General features: G+C 65.6%; 13 protein-coding genes. 1 reads left to right on the forward strand and 12 read right to left on the reverse strand.

Annotation, left to right across the window (positions count from 1 at the left end; all coding sequences use genetic code 11):
* Positions 1-233: 233 nt before the first annotated feature.
* The 12 genes from guaA to ndk form a co-directional block, all read right to left on the reverse strand.
* The gene (gene guaA / locus AC13F7_RS06250) at positions 234-1,799 is read right to left on the reverse strand and encodes a glutamine-hydrolyzing GMP synthase (RefSeq protein ID WP_176989808.1); all 1,566 of its coding nucleotides are present in this window, start codon (positions 1,797-1,799) and stop codon (positions 234-236) included.
* A 111-nt stretch (positions 1,800-1,910) separates the two neighbouring features.
* A complete protein-coding gene (gene guaB / locus AC13F7_RS06255) occupies positions 1,911-3,368 on the reverse strand; it encodes an IMP dehydrogenase (RefSeq protein ID WP_026069766.1) in 1,458 nt (485 codons plus the stop codon).
* A 229-nt stretch (positions 3,369-3,597) separates the two neighbouring features.
* On the reverse strand, positions 3,598-4,497 hold the full coding sequence (gene folD, locus AC13F7_RS06260; protein ID WP_179459121.1) for a bifunctional methylenetetrahydrofolate dehydrogenase/methenyltetrahydrofolate cyclohydrolase FolD: 900 nt from the start codon (positions 4,495-4,497) through the stop codon (positions 3,598-3,600).
* Positions 4,498-4,698: 201 nt separating this feature from the next.
* Positions 4,699-6,525 (reverse strand): monovalent cation:proton antiporter-2 (CPA2) family protein, encoded by a 1,827-nt coding sequence (locus tag AC13F7_RS06265; protein WP_482999601.1) that lies wholly within the window; start codon positions 6,523-6,525, stop codon positions 4,699-4,701.
* A 235-nt stretch (positions 6,526-6,760) separates the two neighbouring features.
* Entirely contained in the window at positions 6,761-7,897 is a 1,137-nt protein-coding gene (moeB, locus tag AC13F7_RS06270; protein WP_482999602.1) for a molybdopterin-synthase adenylyltransferase MoeB, read from the reverse strand.
* Positions 7,898-7,971: 74 nt separating this feature from the next.
* Complete coding sequence (gene der, locus AC13F7_RS06275) at positions 7,972-9,363, reverse strand: ribosome biogenesis GTPase Der (RefSeq protein ID WP_259261070.1); 1,392 nt, start codon at positions 9,361-9,363, stop codon at positions 7,972-7,974.
* Between the two features lie 12 nt (positions 9,364-9,375).
* Complete coding sequence (gene bamB / locus AC13F7_RS06280) at positions 9,376-10,584, reverse strand: outer membrane protein assembly factor BamB (protein WP_123729064.1); 1,209 nt, start codon at positions 10,582-10,584, stop codon at positions 9,376-9,378.
* Positions 10,584-11,222, reverse strand: coding sequence for a YfgM family protein (locus AC13F7_RS06285; protein ID WP_482999603.1), 639 nt, complete (start codon positions 11,220-11,222; stop codon positions 10,584-10,586). The genes bamB and AC13F7_RS06285 overlap by 1 nt, the downstream gene beginning before the upstream one ends.
* A 58-nt stretch (positions 11,223-11,280) precedes the next feature.
* Positions 11,281-12,144: a RodZ domain-containing protein gene (locus tag AC13F7_RS06290; protein WP_482999604.1), complete on the reverse strand. Its 864-nt coding sequence runs from the start codon at positions 12,142-12,144 to the stop codon at positions 11,281-11,283.
* A gap of 6 nt (positions 12,145-12,150) precedes the next feature.
* Positions 12,151-12,948 carry a type IV pilus biogenesis/stability protein PilW gene (gene pilW / locus AC13F7_RS06295; protein WP_482999605.1) on the reverse strand — a complete coding sequence of 266 codons (798 nt, stop codon included), beginning with the start codon at positions 12,946-12,948 and terminating at the stop codon, positions 12,151-12,153.
* A complete protein-coding gene (rlmN, locus tag AC13F7_RS06300; RefSeq protein ID WP_482999606.1) occupies positions 12,935-14,140 on the reverse strand; it encodes a dual-specificity RNA methyltransferase RlmN in 1,206 nt (401 codons plus the stop codon). The genes pilW and rlmN overlap by 14 nt, the downstream gene beginning before the upstream one ends.
* A 10-nt stretch (positions 14,141-14,150) precedes the next feature.
* Complete coding sequence (gene ndk, locus AC13F7_RS06305) at positions 14,151-14,576, reverse strand: nucleoside-diphosphate kinase (protein ID WP_008265389.1); 426 nt, start codon at positions 14,574-14,576, stop codon at positions 14,151-14,153.
* 321 nt (positions 14,577-14,897) lie between these two features.
* Between ndk and AC13F7_RS06310 the strand changes: the two genes are divergently transcribed.
* Positions 14,898-15,560, forward strand: coding sequence for a TetR/AcrR family transcriptional regulator (locus tag AC13F7_RS06310; RefSeq protein ID WP_482999607.1), 663 nt, complete (start codon positions 14,898-14,900; stop codon positions 15,558-15,560).
* Positions 15,561-15,572 lie beyond the last annotated feature (12 nt).

The raw sequence follows: 15,572 nt of genomic DNA on the forward strand, positions 1-15,572 counted from the left end.
ACACCACCAACGCCACCATAAAAAATAAACTAGAGACCGGCTCAGACCCAATTTAAGTCAAAATAGAAAGCCCCCCCCTTGATGCACCCGACTAAATGCCGAAGCAAACCGAAAATTGACAAATATAATCGGAAATTCGGACGCGCAAGTATGATCATCAACCTGCCTCTAACAATGTAGAACGGACAAGCTCAAACAACAAGGGCGCCTCTCGGCGCCCTCGTTCTTTCAACTCATTCCCACTCAATAGTCGCCGGCGGCTTCCCCGAGATGTCATAAACCACCCGTGATACCCCCCGCAACTCATTGATGATCCGGTTGCTCACCGTACCCAGGAACTCATACGGCAGATGCGCCCAATGCGCCGTCATGAAGTCAATCGTCTCCACGGCCCGCAGCGCAATCACCCACTCATAAGCCCGCGCGTCACCCACCACGCCCACCGACTTCACCGGCAGGAACACGGCAAACGCCTGGCTGGTCTTGTCGTACAGATCCGCCTTGCGCAGCTCATCAATGAAGATGGCATCGGCCTTGGCCAGCAGCTCAGCGTATTCGCGCTTCACTTCGCCCAGGATGCGAACGCCCAGGCCCGGGCCCGGGAATGGGTGGCGGTAGACCATGCTGCGCGGCAGGCCGAGCTCGACGCCGAGGCGACGCACTTCGTCCTTGAACAGCTCGCGCAGCGGCTCGACCAGGCCCAGCTTCATGTGCTCTGGCAGGCCGCCGACGTTATGGTGGCTCTTGATCACGTGGGCCTTGCCGGTCTTGCTGCCGGCCGACTCGATCACGTCGGGGTAGATGGTGCCCTGCGCCAGCCACTTGGCGTTCTTCAGCTTGGTGGATTCTTCATCGAAGATGTCCACGAACAGGTTGCCGATGATCTTGCGCTTGGCTTCCGGATCGCTGACGCCTTCGAGCTTGCTGAAGTAGCGGTCGGCCGCGTTGACGCGGATCACCTTGACGCCCATGTGCTCGGCGAACATCGCCATCACCTGGTCGCCTTCCTGCCAGCGCAGCAGGCCGGTATCGACGAACACGCAGGTGAGCTTGTCGCCGATCGCCTTGTGCAGCAGCGCGGCCACGACGGACGAATCGACGCCGCCGGACAGACCCAGGATCACTTCGTCATCGCCCACCAGCTCGCGCACGCGGGCGATCTGGTCGTCGATGATGTTGGCCGCGGTCCACAGGGTCTCGCAGCCGCACACGTCCACCACGAAGCGGCGCAGCAGCGCCTGGCCCTGCAGGGTGTGGGTCACTTCCGGGTGGAACTGCACGCCGTACCAGCGCTTTTCTTCGTTGGCCATCGCGGCCACGGGGATGCGATCGGTCACGGCGGTGACGGTGAAGCCCGGCGGCGCGACGGAGACGTGGTCGCCGTGGCTCATCCAGACATTCAACTTCGGCTCGCCACCGTGGTCGCTCAGGCCCTTGAACAGCGCATCCGGGGCGACGACGTTGACTTCGGCATGGCCGAACTCACGCTGGTCGGCCGCTTCGGTGGCACCACCGAGCTGGGCGGCCAGGGTCTGCATGCCGTAGCAGATGCCGAAGATCGGCAGGCCGCTGTCGAACACTTCCTGCGGTGCGGCAGGCGCGCCCGGCAGCGTGGTGGATTCCGGGCCACCGGACAGGATGATGCCCTTGGCGCCGAACGCGGCGATGTCAGCCGGGTTGTGGTCCCATGCCCAGATCTCGCAATACACGCCGAGCTCGCGGATGCGGCGCGCGATCAGCTGGGTGTACTGGGCGCCGAAATCGAGGATGAGGATCTTGTCGTTATGGATGTTGGTCATGGTGCCCGGGCAATGCAGGAGTGAATACGGGAAACACAGAATCGTTACCGGCGGCGGATAGAGAAAGAGGAACGGGAATCAGCTTCCTCGTTCCTCTTTGCTCATGCCGCATCAGGCGCGGTAGTTCGGCGGCTCTTTGGTGATCTGCACGTCGTGGACGTGGCTCTCACGTTGGCCGGCGCCGCTGATCTTGACGAACTTCGGCTTGCTGCGCATGTCTTCGACGGTGCCGCAGCCCACGTAGCCCATGGTGGCGCGCAGGCCGCCCATCAGCTGGTGGATGATGCCGCCGACCGGGCCGCGGTACGGCACGCGGCCTTCAATGCCCTCGGGCACCAGCTTGTCGGCGCTGGAGGCGTCCTGGAAGTAGCGGTCCTTGGACCCCTTCTCCATCGCGGCCAGCGAGCCCATGCCGCGGTAGCTCTTGTAGGAGCGGCCCTGGAACAGCTCGGTCTCGCCGGGCGATTCCTCTGTACCGGCCAGCAGGCCACCGATCATGATGGTGGAGGCACCGGCGGCCAGCGCCTTGCCGATGTCGCCGGAGTAACGGATGCCGCCGTCGGCGATCAGCGGGATGCGGTCCTGCAGCGCCTCGGCGACCAGGTCGATCGCGGTGATCTGCGGCACGCCGACACCGGCGACGACGCGCGTGGTGCAGATCGAGCCCGGGCCGATGCCGACCTTGACCGCGTCCGCACCGCTGTCCAGCAGCGCCAAGGCGGCTTCACCGGTGCAGATGTTGCCACCGACGACCTGCACCTGCGGGAAGTGCTTCTTGACCCAGCTGACGCGGTCCAGCACGCCCTGCGAGTGGCCGTGCGCGGTGTCCACCACCAGCACGTCCACCCCGGCGGCGACCAGCGCCTCGACCCGGCGGTCGGTATCGCCACCGACGCCGACGGCCGCGCCGACCAGCAGGCGGGTGGCGGTGTCCTTGGCGGCGTTCGGGTAATCGGTGTTCTTCTGGATGTCCTTGACGGTGATCAGGCCGCGCAGGGCGAAATCATCGTTGACGACCAGGATCTTCTCGATGCGGTTGCGGTGCAGCAGCTGCAGCACTTCATCGGAGGCCGCGCCTTCCTTGACCGTGATCAGGCGATCCTTCTTGGTCATGATGTGGCGGACCGGATCGTCCAGCTCGGTCTCGAAGCGCATGTCACGGTGGGTGACGATGCCGACCAGCTGGCCGCCGCCGTCCACTACCGGCACGCCGGAGATGTTGCGCGCCTGGGTCAGGGCCAGCACGTCGCGGATGGTGGTTTCCGGGCCGACGGTGATCGGGTCGCGGATGACGCCGGCCTCGAACTTCTTGACCTTGGCGACTTCGGCAGCCTGCTGCTCGACGCTCAGATTCTTGTGGATGATGCCCATGCCGCCGAGCTGGGCCATGGCGATCGCCAGGCGGGCTTCGGTGACGGTATCCATGGCAGCCGAGAGGATCGGAAGCTTCAGCCGCAGGTCGCGCGTCAGGCGCGTTTCCAGACTGACATCCTTGGGCAGGATGATGGAATGAGCGGGGACGAGGGAGACGTCGTCGTAGGTGAGAGCTTCAGCCTGGATGCGCAGCATCGGCATACCCGAGATGTGGGGAAGCGCGACATTTTACCCTGATTCGGGCGTCTTTGGCAGGGGTCGGATGCGACGCTGTGTCGCGTGGGCAGCCACGCGGTTCAGCCATGGGCCGCCCGCGATCCCGGCAGGGGGAGAGCCCCCGAAGTTCGGGGGCGGCCGCGAAGCGGCGGCGGCGTGAGTGCTGGTGAGTGGGGGCCCAAGGTGTGTGCAGCACACCTTGGGAGCGTCAGCGCGAATGCGTGGACGCGTACCCCTCGGCCGCCTCGATCGTGTTCTGCATCAGGGTCGCCACGGTCATCGGCCCTACCCCGCCCGGAACCGGGGTGATCCAGCTGGCACGCTGGGCAGCGGCCTCAAAGCCGACATCGCCGACCAGGCGGCCGTCATCCAGGCGATTGATGCCCACGTCGATCACCACGGCGCCCGGCTTGACCCACTCACCCGGGACGATGCCCGGGCGGCCCACGGCGACCACCAGGATGTCGGCGTTGCGCACCGACTGCTCCAGCACGTCCTTGGGGGTGAACTTGTGGCAACTGGTCACGGTGCAGCCGGCGATCAGCAGCTCCAGGCCCATCGGGCGGCCGACGTGGTTGCTGACGCCGACGATGGTGGCGTTGCGACCGCGCACCGGCTGGTCGGTGTGGCCCAGCAGCGTCACGATGCCGCGCGGCGTGCACGGGCGCAGGCCAAACTCGCGCAGGGCCAGATGACCGACGTTTTCCGGGTGGAAGCCGTCCACGTCCTTGCGCGGGTCGATGCGGTGGATCAGGCGGTTGGCGTCCGGGATGCCCGGCAGCGGCAGCTGGACCAGGATGCCGTGGATCTTCGGATCGGCATTGAGCTGATCGATCAGGGTCAGCAGCTCGGCCTCGGTGGTGCCGGCCGGCAGATCGTAATCAAAGGCTTCGATACCCACTTTCTCGGCCGCGCGGCGCTTGTTGCGCACGTACACGGTCGAGGCCGGGTCGCCACCGACCAGCACCACGGCCAGGCCCGGACGGCTGCCACCGGCAGCCAGGCGGGCATCGACCCGGACCTTGAGGCTGTCCAGCAGGTCTTCGGCGATGCGGCGGCCGTCGAGAATGCGGGCGGAAGAAGCGGTGTCGGAAGTCGGTGAGCTCATCGAGGGCGGCAGGCGTGGGGGCGACGGTCGTCTATTGTCCCCGATTCGGCCCGCCCCGCCCACCGGTAGTGCCGGCCGCTGGCCGGCAGCCACGATCGCCCGGGCAGCGCCACCTGGGTGCCGGCCCGCGGGCGGCCCCCCCCCCCCCCCCCCCCCCCCCCCCCCGCGGCCCCCCCCCCCCCCCCCCCCACGACCGTAACCTCATTCCTCTTCGGGCACCTGCTCGGCATTGAGCGTGCGCGCCTTGCGCTTGGGCGCGGTGAACGGCGTCGGCGTCGGCACGCCCGGCAGCGCGCTGCCGAACACCATGTGCGCACCGGCACGCAGGTCTCCGCCCGCCATCTCCAGCTCGAAGCGTTCGGCATCGCGTTCGCGGATCTGCTCGGCGATCTCGCGCGCATCATCCGGATCGGCACCCAGCTCCATCAACGCGGCCTGGCCGAACTGCAGGGCCGACTCAAAGGTTTCTCGAATCTGGAAATCGACGCCGGCATGGATCAGGCGCAGCGAATGCTCGCGGTCGAACGAGCGCACCAGCAGCTTGGCCTGCGGAAACTCGTGAGTGACCAGCTCCACGATGCGATCGGCATCCTGGTCATTGTTGACGCACACCGCGATCGCCCGGGCCGACGCCGCGCCCGAGGCATGCAGCACATCCAGGCGTGTGCCATCGCCGTAGTAGATCTTGAATCCGAAACGCTCGGCGTTGTGGATCATGTCCACGTCGTTGTCGATGATGGTCACATCCACATCGCGCGCCAGCAGCGACTGACTCGCCACCTGGCCGAAACGGCCGAAGCCGATCAGCAGCACGCTGCCGGACAGACCGTCGGCTTCTTCGACGCCATCGAGCGAGACTTCACGATCCGGCATCAGCTTGTCGTGCAGCAGTACGAACAGCGGGGTCAGCGCCATCGAAAGCACCACGATCGCGGTGAGGTTGGCGTTGACCTGCACATCGATCACACCCGCCACCGCTGCGGCGGAGAATAGTACGAACGCGAACTCGCCGCCCTGCGCCATCACCACGCCACGGTCCAGCGCCTGGCGATGATCACTGCCGAGGATGCGCGCAACCACGTAGATGCAGATCGCCTTGGCAAACATCAGCGCAAACACGCCGGAGACGATCAGCGGCCAGTTGTTGGCGACGACGGTAAGGTCCAGCGCCATACCGACGCTGAGAAAGAACAGGCCGAGCAGGATGCCGCGGAAGGGCTCGATATCCGCTTCGATCTGGTGGCGGAAGGTGGATTCGCTGAGCAGCACGCCCGCGAGGAATGCGCCCATCGCCATCGACAGCCCACCCAGCTGCATCAGCAGCGCGGCGCCGAGCACGACCAGCAGCGCGGCGGCCGTCATCACTTCGCGCGCCTTGGCGGCGGCGAGGATGCGGAACAGCGGATTGAGCAGGAAGCGGCCGACCAGCACCAGCCCGACGATCGCACCGGCGGCGATGCCCACCGTGACCCAGCGCGACGTCTCGCCGGCATCGCTGTGCACCGGCGCCATGAACGCGACCACCGCCAGCAGCGGCACGATCAGCAGATCTTCGAACAGCAGGATCGAGACGATCTTCTGGCCGGTCGGCAGCGCGATGTCGCCGCGCTCGGCCAGCAACTGCATCACCACCGCGGTGGAGGTCAGCACGAACCCGGCGGCACCGATGAAGGCCACCGGCAGCGGGAAGCCGAGCAGCATGCACACGCCGGTCAGCACCGTGCCGCAGACCACGATCTGCAGCGTGCCCAGACCGAAGATCTCGTTGCGCAGGCTCCACAGATGCGATGGGCGCATTTCCAGGCCGATCACGAACAGGAACATCACCACGCCGAGCTCGGCGGTATGCAGGATGGCCTGCGGATCGGAGAACCAGCCGAACCCGAACGGGCCGATCGCCAGGCCCGCGGCGAAATAGCCCAGCACCGAGCCCAACCCGAGCCGGCGGAACAGCGGCACCATGACCACTGCCGCACCCAGCAGGGCGACCACTTTCACCAATTCACTGGCACCTGCTTCCACCGCCATGCGGTTGCTTCCCCGGACTACAAAAGATGCGTCAACGATAGGGCAAAGCGTTGGAGGGCAGTAGCGCGGATGCTGCGTTTTATCGTGCTGAATTCAGAACGATATTCGACCTTGATGTCAGATCGTCCTGAAATCGCGACCGAACCCGGCGATAGAGCCACGCCATGCGTGGCTGCGCTCACCCGGCCCCCTCGCGAACGGCATCCACGCATGGCGTGGATCTACGCCCTACCTCTCAGGCGCTGCAGAACGCGGCGTAATCGATGTACCCGGGGAACTCGCGCCCGGGGGCACAGAGCGGGCAGACCGGATCCGGACGCAGCCGCGTCTCGCGGAAGCGCATGCTCAGCGCATCGAAGGTCAGCAGGCGACCGATCAGTGGCTCGCCGATGCCGAGCAGGAGCTTGAGCACTTCGGTGGCCTGCAGCAGGCCGACCATGCCCGGCAACACGCCGAGCACCCCCGCCTCCGAGCAGTTGGGCGCGAACTCGGGCGGCGGCGGCTCGGGGAAGAGGCAGCGGTAGCACGGCGCGGTACCGCGCTGGCGGCCGGCATCGAACACGCTGACCTGGCCGGTGAAGCGCTCCACCGCGCCATACACCAGCGGAATGCCATGCTGGAGGCAGGCATCGTTGAGAAGGTAACGCAGCGGGAAGTTGTCCGAGCCATCCAGCACCACGTCGACACCCTCGAGCAGCGCATCGATGTTGTCCGAGGTGACCCGTGCCTGCACGGCCTCCACGTCCAGCGAAGGATTGAGTGCAAGCAGGCGGGCGCGTGCCGAGAGCACCTTGGGCTCGCCGACGCTGGCATCGGTATGGATGATCTGCCGATGCAGGTTGCTGCGGTCGACCACATCATCATCGGCGATGCGCAGGTGCCCTACCCCGGCCGCGGCCAGGTAGAAGCTGGCCGGTGCGCCCAGGCCGCCAGCGCCGAGCACCAGCACGCGTGAGGCGAGCAGCGTCTTCTGGCCGTCGATACCGACCTGCGGCAGCAGCAGATGACGTGAGTACCGCTCGTTGAAGTCACGCTCGGCGTCGCTCTGCATCGGCTGCACCAGGGCCAGGCCGTCAGCGCGCCACGCGGTGGTGCCCCCGTGCACGGACGCAATATTCGTGTAGCCCAGGTCAGACAGGAAAACGGCGGCTTCCATCGAACGCCTGCCGCTCTGGCAGATCAGGACGACCTCGCGATCAGTGGCTGGCAGGTAGGTGCTTGGCTCGGCGTGGAGATCGCCCTTGGCGATGCCGAGCGCACCTTCAGCCATGCCGGTGGCACGCTCATGCGCCTCGCGGACGTCGATCAGCAGTGCGCCATGGGCGAGGCGTTCCCGGGCCTGCGCCGGGGTGAGTTCGTGGATCGTGCTCATGCGGAGGATTATCGCGCACGGGGGCGTCGGCAGCGCCAATGAAAAGAGCCGGCTTGCGCCGGCTCTTTGTTGGGTCACTTGCCCTTGACGTGCTTGATCAAGCGGCGCTTGCGCTTGAGCTGACGTTCGGTGAGCACGTTCTTCTTGCCTTCGTAGGGATTCACACCCTCGCGGAAGATGAACTGCACGGGCGTGCCGACCAGCTTGAAGCGCTTGCGGAAGAAGTTCTCCAGGTAGCGCTTGTACGACTCCGGCAGGTCTTTCAGACGGGTGCCGTGGACGATGAAGGTCGGCGGGTTGGAACCGCCCGGATGCACGTAACGCAGCTTGGACACGTGACCACGGATCGCCGGCGGCGGGTTGGTCTCGTACGCCGTTTCCAGCGCCTTGTTGACTTCGCTGGTGCTGAACTCGTGCGTCGCCGAGGCATGCGCGGCGTGGATGCAGCGGAACAGCTCGCGCAGGCCGGAGCCGTGCTTGGCCGAGATGCGCACCACTTCCGCCCACGGCACGAAGCCGAGCTTGCGCGACACCAGGGCTTCAGCCTGCTCGCGCTGGTAATCGGTCAGGCCATCCCACTTGTTGATCGCCACCACCAACGCACGGCCGGCATCGAGCACCGCGCCGAGCACGCTGGCATCCTGATCGGTGACACCTTCCGAGGCATCGAGCATCAGCACCGCAACCTGGCACTGCTCGATGGCCTGCAGGGTCTTGATGACGCTGAACTTCTCGACCACTTCCTCGACGCGCGCCTTGCGACGCAGGCCGGCGGTATCGATCAGTCGGTACTCACGCCCGTCGCGCTCCATGTCCACCGCGATCGAATCGCGGGTGGTACCGGGCACTTCGGAGGCGATCATGCGCTCTTCGCCGAGCAGACGATTGACCAGCGTCGACTTGCCCACGTTGGGACGGCCGACGAAGGCGATACGAATGCGGTTCGGGTCGGTGTCCAGGGTCTCGGTGGTGCCCTCTTCCGGCAACCGTTCCACGACCTCGTCCAGCAGATCATCCAGGCCCTGACGGTGCGCGGCCGAGACGGTCAGCATTTCGCTGAAGCCGTAACGGGCAAATTCCGAACGCACGGTGTCTTCGTTCATGCCGTCGATCTTGTTGATCAACAGCAGGGTCGGACGGGCCAGCTTGCGCAGCCAGGACAGGATCTCGTCGTCCATCGGGCCCTCACGGGCATCGACCACGAACAGGATCAGATCCGCTTCCGCGGCGGCAGCACGGGCCTGGCGGGCGGTAGCGCCGGCCAGACCTTCTTCTTCACCGGCGATACCACCGGTATCGACCACCAGGAACGGGTGGTCTTCATCAAGACGACAAACACCGTAATTACGGTCCCGGGTCACGCCGGGCTGGTCATGGACCAGCGCGTCGCGCGTACGGGTAAACGCATTGAACAGCGTGGACTTGCCGACATTCGGCCGTCCAACCAGGGCGACCAAGGGCAGCATCGCGGTAACTCCTTATTGTGCCAACCGGAATGCGGTCAGCTTTCCATCAACGTTCTGCACCAGCAGAATCCCATCGGCGACCACCGGCTGTGCCAGGAGGGCGTCGCCGCCACTCTTGGCGCGCGCCGCGAACTCACCGTTATCGGTCCGCAACCAGTGCAGATACCCCTTGTAATCACCGACCACAACGTAATCGCCGTGGATGACCGGACCGGTCAGCGAACGACGGGCCAGGCCCGTCTGCGACCACATGGCCGAACCGCTGGTCTTGTCCAGGCCGAACACGCCGCCCTTGTTGTCGGTGACGAACACATTGCTCGAGGTCAGGGCCACGCCACCGGCGCCACCATGATCACGCGCCCACAGCGGACGGCCGGTCGGGCCTTCGATCGCCATGGTCTGGTTCTTGAAACTGCTGACGTACAGCGTATTGCCTTCCAGCACCGGGGCGCCGTCGATGTCGGCCATGCGCTCCAGCTCGGTGCGGCCTTCGCCGGTACCGACCATCTGGTCCCACAGCGTGCGGCCGTCCTGCATGGCCAGCGCGGCGATCGAGCCATCATCGTTGCCGATGAACAGCACGCCTGGGCCGGTCACGACCGGGGCATTGCCACGCACGGTGAGTGCCGGCAGCTCACGCGGGTTGAACCAGCGCTGGGTGCCGTTCTCGACATCCAGACCGGTCACGCGACCGTCGTTGCTGCGCACGAACACCATGCCCTGGCCGACGGCCGGGGCGGAAATCACTTCACCCGGCACCTTGGCGCGCCACTTTTCGGTGCCGTCGGCCGCGTTCAGGGCGATGACCTGACCGTCCAGCGTGCCGATGACGACCAGGCCTTCACCCACGCCCGGGCCACCGGACAAGCGCAGCTTGGGCTTCTTCTTTTCCTTGGCCGGCTCGTAGGTCCAGACCTTCTTGCCGGTCTGCAGGTCGATGGCGTGCACGCCACCGTAGATGGCGGCGGCATAGACGCGACCATCGGCGACCACCGGGCCCTGACGGACGCCGATGCGCTTTTCGCCCTTGCCCACGTTGGCCGACCAGATCCGGTCCACCTTGGTGGTGGCATCGAACTTGACCAGTTCGGCCGGTTCCAGCGCCTTCTTGGCCGCGGCATCTTTGCCGGCGAACCAGCCCTTCATCGTGCTGCAGCCGGTCAGGGCCATGCCCAACAGGGCAACCGTGGCAACGCGCTTGATCATGACCATCTGATTCATTACACCAACTCCGCAGGATCGGTGACGGTGCCACCGGCATCCGTCAACTTGGTTTCCAGCAGGCGCCGCTGGGGCGCTGCCACGTCCAGCGTCTTGAGCGCCTTCTCATACTGTTCGCGGGCCGCATCACGCTTGCCCTGCGCCATCAGCGCATCGCCATGGATTTCCAGGCTGGTGCTGTCGGTTGCGGTGCCGAGCTGCTTGATCGCATCCTCGGTCTTGCCGGTGGCCACCAGCAGGCGCGCGACGCGCTGCTCGATCACCGGCTTGAATTCAGGGTCGGCCCTGATCGCGCGCAGGGTCGCCAGCGCGTCGTCGTTCTTGCCGGCATCGACCTGGGCCTTGGCCAGCTGCAGCGCAGCCAGATCGGCATAGATGTTGGCCTTGCCGCTTTCGAGCGCCTTCACGCCCTTGGCCGCCTGCTCCAGATCCTTGTCTTCCAGGCTCTTGAGCACGACCTGGTACTGGACGTTGGCACCGGCCAGGCTGTTGCTGTGCCGGGTCTGCCATTCCTTCCAGCCCCAGATGCCACCGATCGCGATGGCGACACCGGCCAGGATGCTGACACCGTTCTTCCGCAGCCAGCTGCGGACGCGTTCACTTTGTTCGTGCTCGTCGAGCAGGTCGTCGATCGCCATGCGTACTCTCGCCCCGCCCATAAGGAGGAGCTATTTGAATTGGATTGGGAAACGCAGCTCAGTGCGAAACTGGGGCCACGGAGCCGTCAGAGGATACCGTAAAGCGTGCCACGTTGGCTCGCTGGTACGGCGAAAGGTCGACGATAGTGCCGCCCTGCTGAACCTCGACCGCCGATGCATTGCCCAGCACCATGCGGGCCACCTGCCCCGGTGCGAAGCTGCGGGTCTCGCCCGACTTCAGCAACGCCTTTTCGACGGTCGTGCCATCGGGCGCGGTGATGTCGATCCAGCTGTCGCCCTTGAACTGCAGGGTGAGACCGCCGCCCACGGCCACTGGCGCGGCAGCAGGACGCGGGACCGGCGTCAGCGACGCCAGATACGGCGCGGACGGTGCCGAAGGCTTGGCGCTTTCGGCCGTCGCTGGCGCCGGGGCGGTCGGTGTGTCGCCACCGGCCACCGGTACCGCCGCCGGGATGACATCCAGCGACGCGGTATTGGGGGTGTTGGCCGTGCCATCGAAATGGCCGCGGGTCGCAAACCAGACCGGCACCGCCAGCACGGCGGTGATGCCGACATACAGCACGCGACGGCCCAGGCTTTCGGCGATGCGACGCGCGCGCGGCGTATGCGTATGGCTCACCAGCTGCGGCGGCACGATCGGACCGATGTGCGCCTGTTCGAGAACGTCGCCGATATCCACCTTCAGCAGGCGGGCGTAGCTTCGGAGCTGGCCGCGGACGAAGACCGGCGCGCCCAGGCGCTGCCATTGCTCCTCTTCCAGCGATTTGACTACCTGAACCGGCATGCGCAGCTGCTGCCCCACCGTTTCCAGGGTCAGGCCGGCCGCTTCACGGGCCTGGCGAAGACGGGCTCCGCAACCGGCCGCAGTATCAAAAGCGTTCACAGTCTGGTCATCAATCACAGTGCTTCAACCCCGGGGATTAGGTGCCGCATCCTGCGGAAATTCATCATGAATTCGCTGCAGATAGCGACCGGATGCCACGTTGTCGCCAAGCCGCGCCTCGATTTGAGAGGCAAGTTGTAACACGGAACGTGTGGCCGGTGCAGCCGCCAGACGCCGTTGCGCAAAGGCGCGGGCCTCGAAATAGCGCCCTTGGGCGTACTCGCTGCGGGCCATCGACTCCAGTGCGTACGCATTGGCGGGATCTATCTCAAGTGCTCGACGCAGGTCCGGCGTAGCCCGTTCGGACTGGCCCGCCTCCAGCGCACAGCCGCCGGCATTGGCCAGTGCGGAGGCCGGCGTGGTGTAGCCCGGCGCCTGCAGGGCGCGATCAAACCAGACCAGCGACTCGGCCTGCCGGCCATGAGCACATAGCCAAGCACCATAATTATTGAGGACGTCACCCCGATCCGGGGCCAGCTCGGCGGCCTTGGCATACAGCGCGCCGGCGCCGGCCTCATTGCCACGCTGCGTGGCAATGGCCGCCAGCATCATGTATGCCTCTGGACGTCGCGCGTCGATCTTCATCGCCGCGCGGACCCGCTTCTCGGCGGCATCCAGGGCGCCGGCGCGCATCGACTCGCCAGCCAGGACCATCTGGTCCTGGTAATTCACACGCTTGCGGATCTCGGGGTTGTCACGGGCCTCATAGGTCGGTGCGACCTCGAGCGGAGCGGACGGCGGTTTGACACCTTGTTTGCCACAGCCGGCCAATGCCAGCGCGAAGAAAACAACGGCTGGCAATCGGCGATCAGGCAGCGGCATTCCGGTCTTTCCCGTCCTGCAGCGTTTTGTTGAACTCGGCCTGGCGGCGCGTGCGATCCATCACCTGGCCCTTGAGCTGGCCACAGGCGGCATCGATATCGTCGCCGCGGGTGCGCCGCACCATCGTCAGCACCTTGGAATCGAGCAGGATTTTCTGGAAGGCGCGGATTTCCGTTTCGCCGGAGCGCTCATAGCGCGTACCGGGGAACGGGTTGAACGGAATCAGGTTGACCTTGCCCGAGTTCGAGGCCTGCACGGCATTGTCGAACTGGCGCATCAGCCGCGCCAGCTGGCGGGCGTGCTCGGGCTGGTCGTTGATTCCCTTCATCAGGGTGTATTCGAAGGTGACCGACTCGCGGCGCTTGTTGGCGCGCAGGTAGCGTGCGCACGAGGCCATCAGCTCAACGATCGGGTACTTCTTGTTGAGCGGGACCAGGGTCTCGCGCAGTGCATCGTTGGGCGCATGCAGCGACACCGCCAGCGACACGTCGCTCTCGGCGGAGAGGCGGTCGATCTGCGGCACCAGGCCGGAGGTGGACAGCGTCACCCGCTTGTTGGCCAGGCCGTAGCCCAGATCGTCGCGCATCACGCTCATGGCGCGCACGACGTTGTCGAAATTCATCAACGGCTCGCCCATGCCCATCATCACCACGTTGGTGAGACGACGCTGCTTGTGCGGGATGTTGCCCAGATGGCGCGCCGCGACCCACACCTGGCCGATGATCTCGGCAGTGGAGAGGTTGCGGTTGAAGCCCTGGGTGGCGGTCGAACAGAACGTGCAGTTCAGCGCACAGCCGACCTGCGAAGACACGCACAGCGTGCCGCGGTTCTTGTCCGGGATGTAGACCGCTTCGATCGCGTTCTTGCCATCGGTGCCCATGGCCAGCAGCCACTTGTGGGTGCCATCGGCGGAGGGCTTGTCGAACACGATGTTGGGAACCAGCACCTCGGCATGCTGCTTGAGCTTGGCGCGCAAGGCCTTGCCGAGGTCGGTCATGTCATCGAAATCGGTGACGTAGTGATGGTGGATCCACTTCATCACCTGATGGGCACGGTAGCGCGCTTCGCCGAGTGTCTCGGCGAAGAAGCGCTCCAGACCCTCGCGATCGAGGTCGAGCAGGTTCTGCTTGGCCACAGCCGGGCCCGGAACGAGCACGGATGGGATGGCGGTTGGCTGTACGACCTCGTTCACGGCATCACTCTCAGCGCGAGACGACTTCAGTCGCGGCGAAGAAGTAGGCGATTTCGATCGCGGCATTCTCAACCGAGTCCGAGCCGTGGGCGGCATTGGCATCGATGGATTCAGCGAAGTCGGCGCGGATGGTGCCTGCGGCGGCTTCCTTCGGGTTGGTGGCGCCCAGCAGGTCGCGGTGGGCCAGCACGGCGTTCTCGCCTTCCAGCGCCTGGATCATCACCGGGCCGGAGATCATGAACTCGACCAGCGCGTTGAAGAACGGACGCTCGCGGTGCACGGCATAGAAGCCTTCGGCTTCACGGCGCGACAGCTGCTTGTACTTGGCGGCGACGACCTTCAGGCCGGCCTTTTCGAAGCGGGCGTAGATTTCACCGATGACGTTCTTGGCGACGGCGTCCGGCTTGATGATGGAAAGGGTGCGCTCCAGCGCCATGGGAATACTCCGTTGGGCGGGCCACTTGATCGGCCCGAGGTTAACATGAAAAAAACCCGCGTCAAAACGCGGGCTTAGCCTGATATACGTGCGCCAATTCTAACGTGTAACCCCGCCGTACGGTAGTGCCGGCCGCTGGCCGGCAACGCCCTGTGCGCCTCGGGTGATCGGCCTGTTCAGGCAATGGCGTGGTTGCCGACCAGCGGCCGGCACTGTCGGGAGCGCGGATGAACGAACCCCCGTTTCTGCTGCGCCGCACAATGCGGTGACGCAACCGCAGGTCTAATATCAAACAATCGTTTGATTGAACTGCCCTGCCCCATGGCCAAACCTGCTCACTTCTCCACCAAGGACCGCATCCTCGGCGCTGCCGAGGAACTGTTTGCCCTGCACGGGTTCGCGGGCACCTCGCTGCGCCAGGTCACCAGCCAGGCCGATGTGAACATCGCCGCGGTCAACTACCACTTCGGCTCCAAGGAAAACCTGGTCAACGAGGTCTTCCGCCGCCGCATGGACGAGATGACCTCGGCACGCCTGACCCAGCTGGAGTCGGCCCGCCGCGAGCATCCCGGTGAACTGCGCCCGGTGCTGGCCGCCTTCGTCGAACCGGCCCTGGCCATGGCCCAGGACCGCCAGACCGGCGGCGCGTTCGTGCGCGTCATCGCGCGTGCCTACGCGGAGAAGAACGACAACCTGCGCAAATTCCTTTCCGACCATTACGGCCACGTTCTGCGCGACTTCGGCAAAGCGATCTCCGCCTGCGTGCCGGGGCTGAGCAAGGAAGAGCTGTACTGGCGCCTGGATTTCCTCGCCGGCTCGCTGACCTATGCCATGGCCGACTTCGGCCTGATCAAGCGACCCGCCGGTGTCACCGAAGCGGCGCATCGTGCCCATGCCGCCCAGGAACTGATTCATTTCGCCGAAGCCGGATTCCGCGCCAGCGCGGTCTCGAGCGCTTCGACGACCTCCCTTTCCACCCCGTAGAGCCGGGCGCTG

This window comes from Stenotrophomonas sp. K-6 (genome assembly GCF_056861555.1).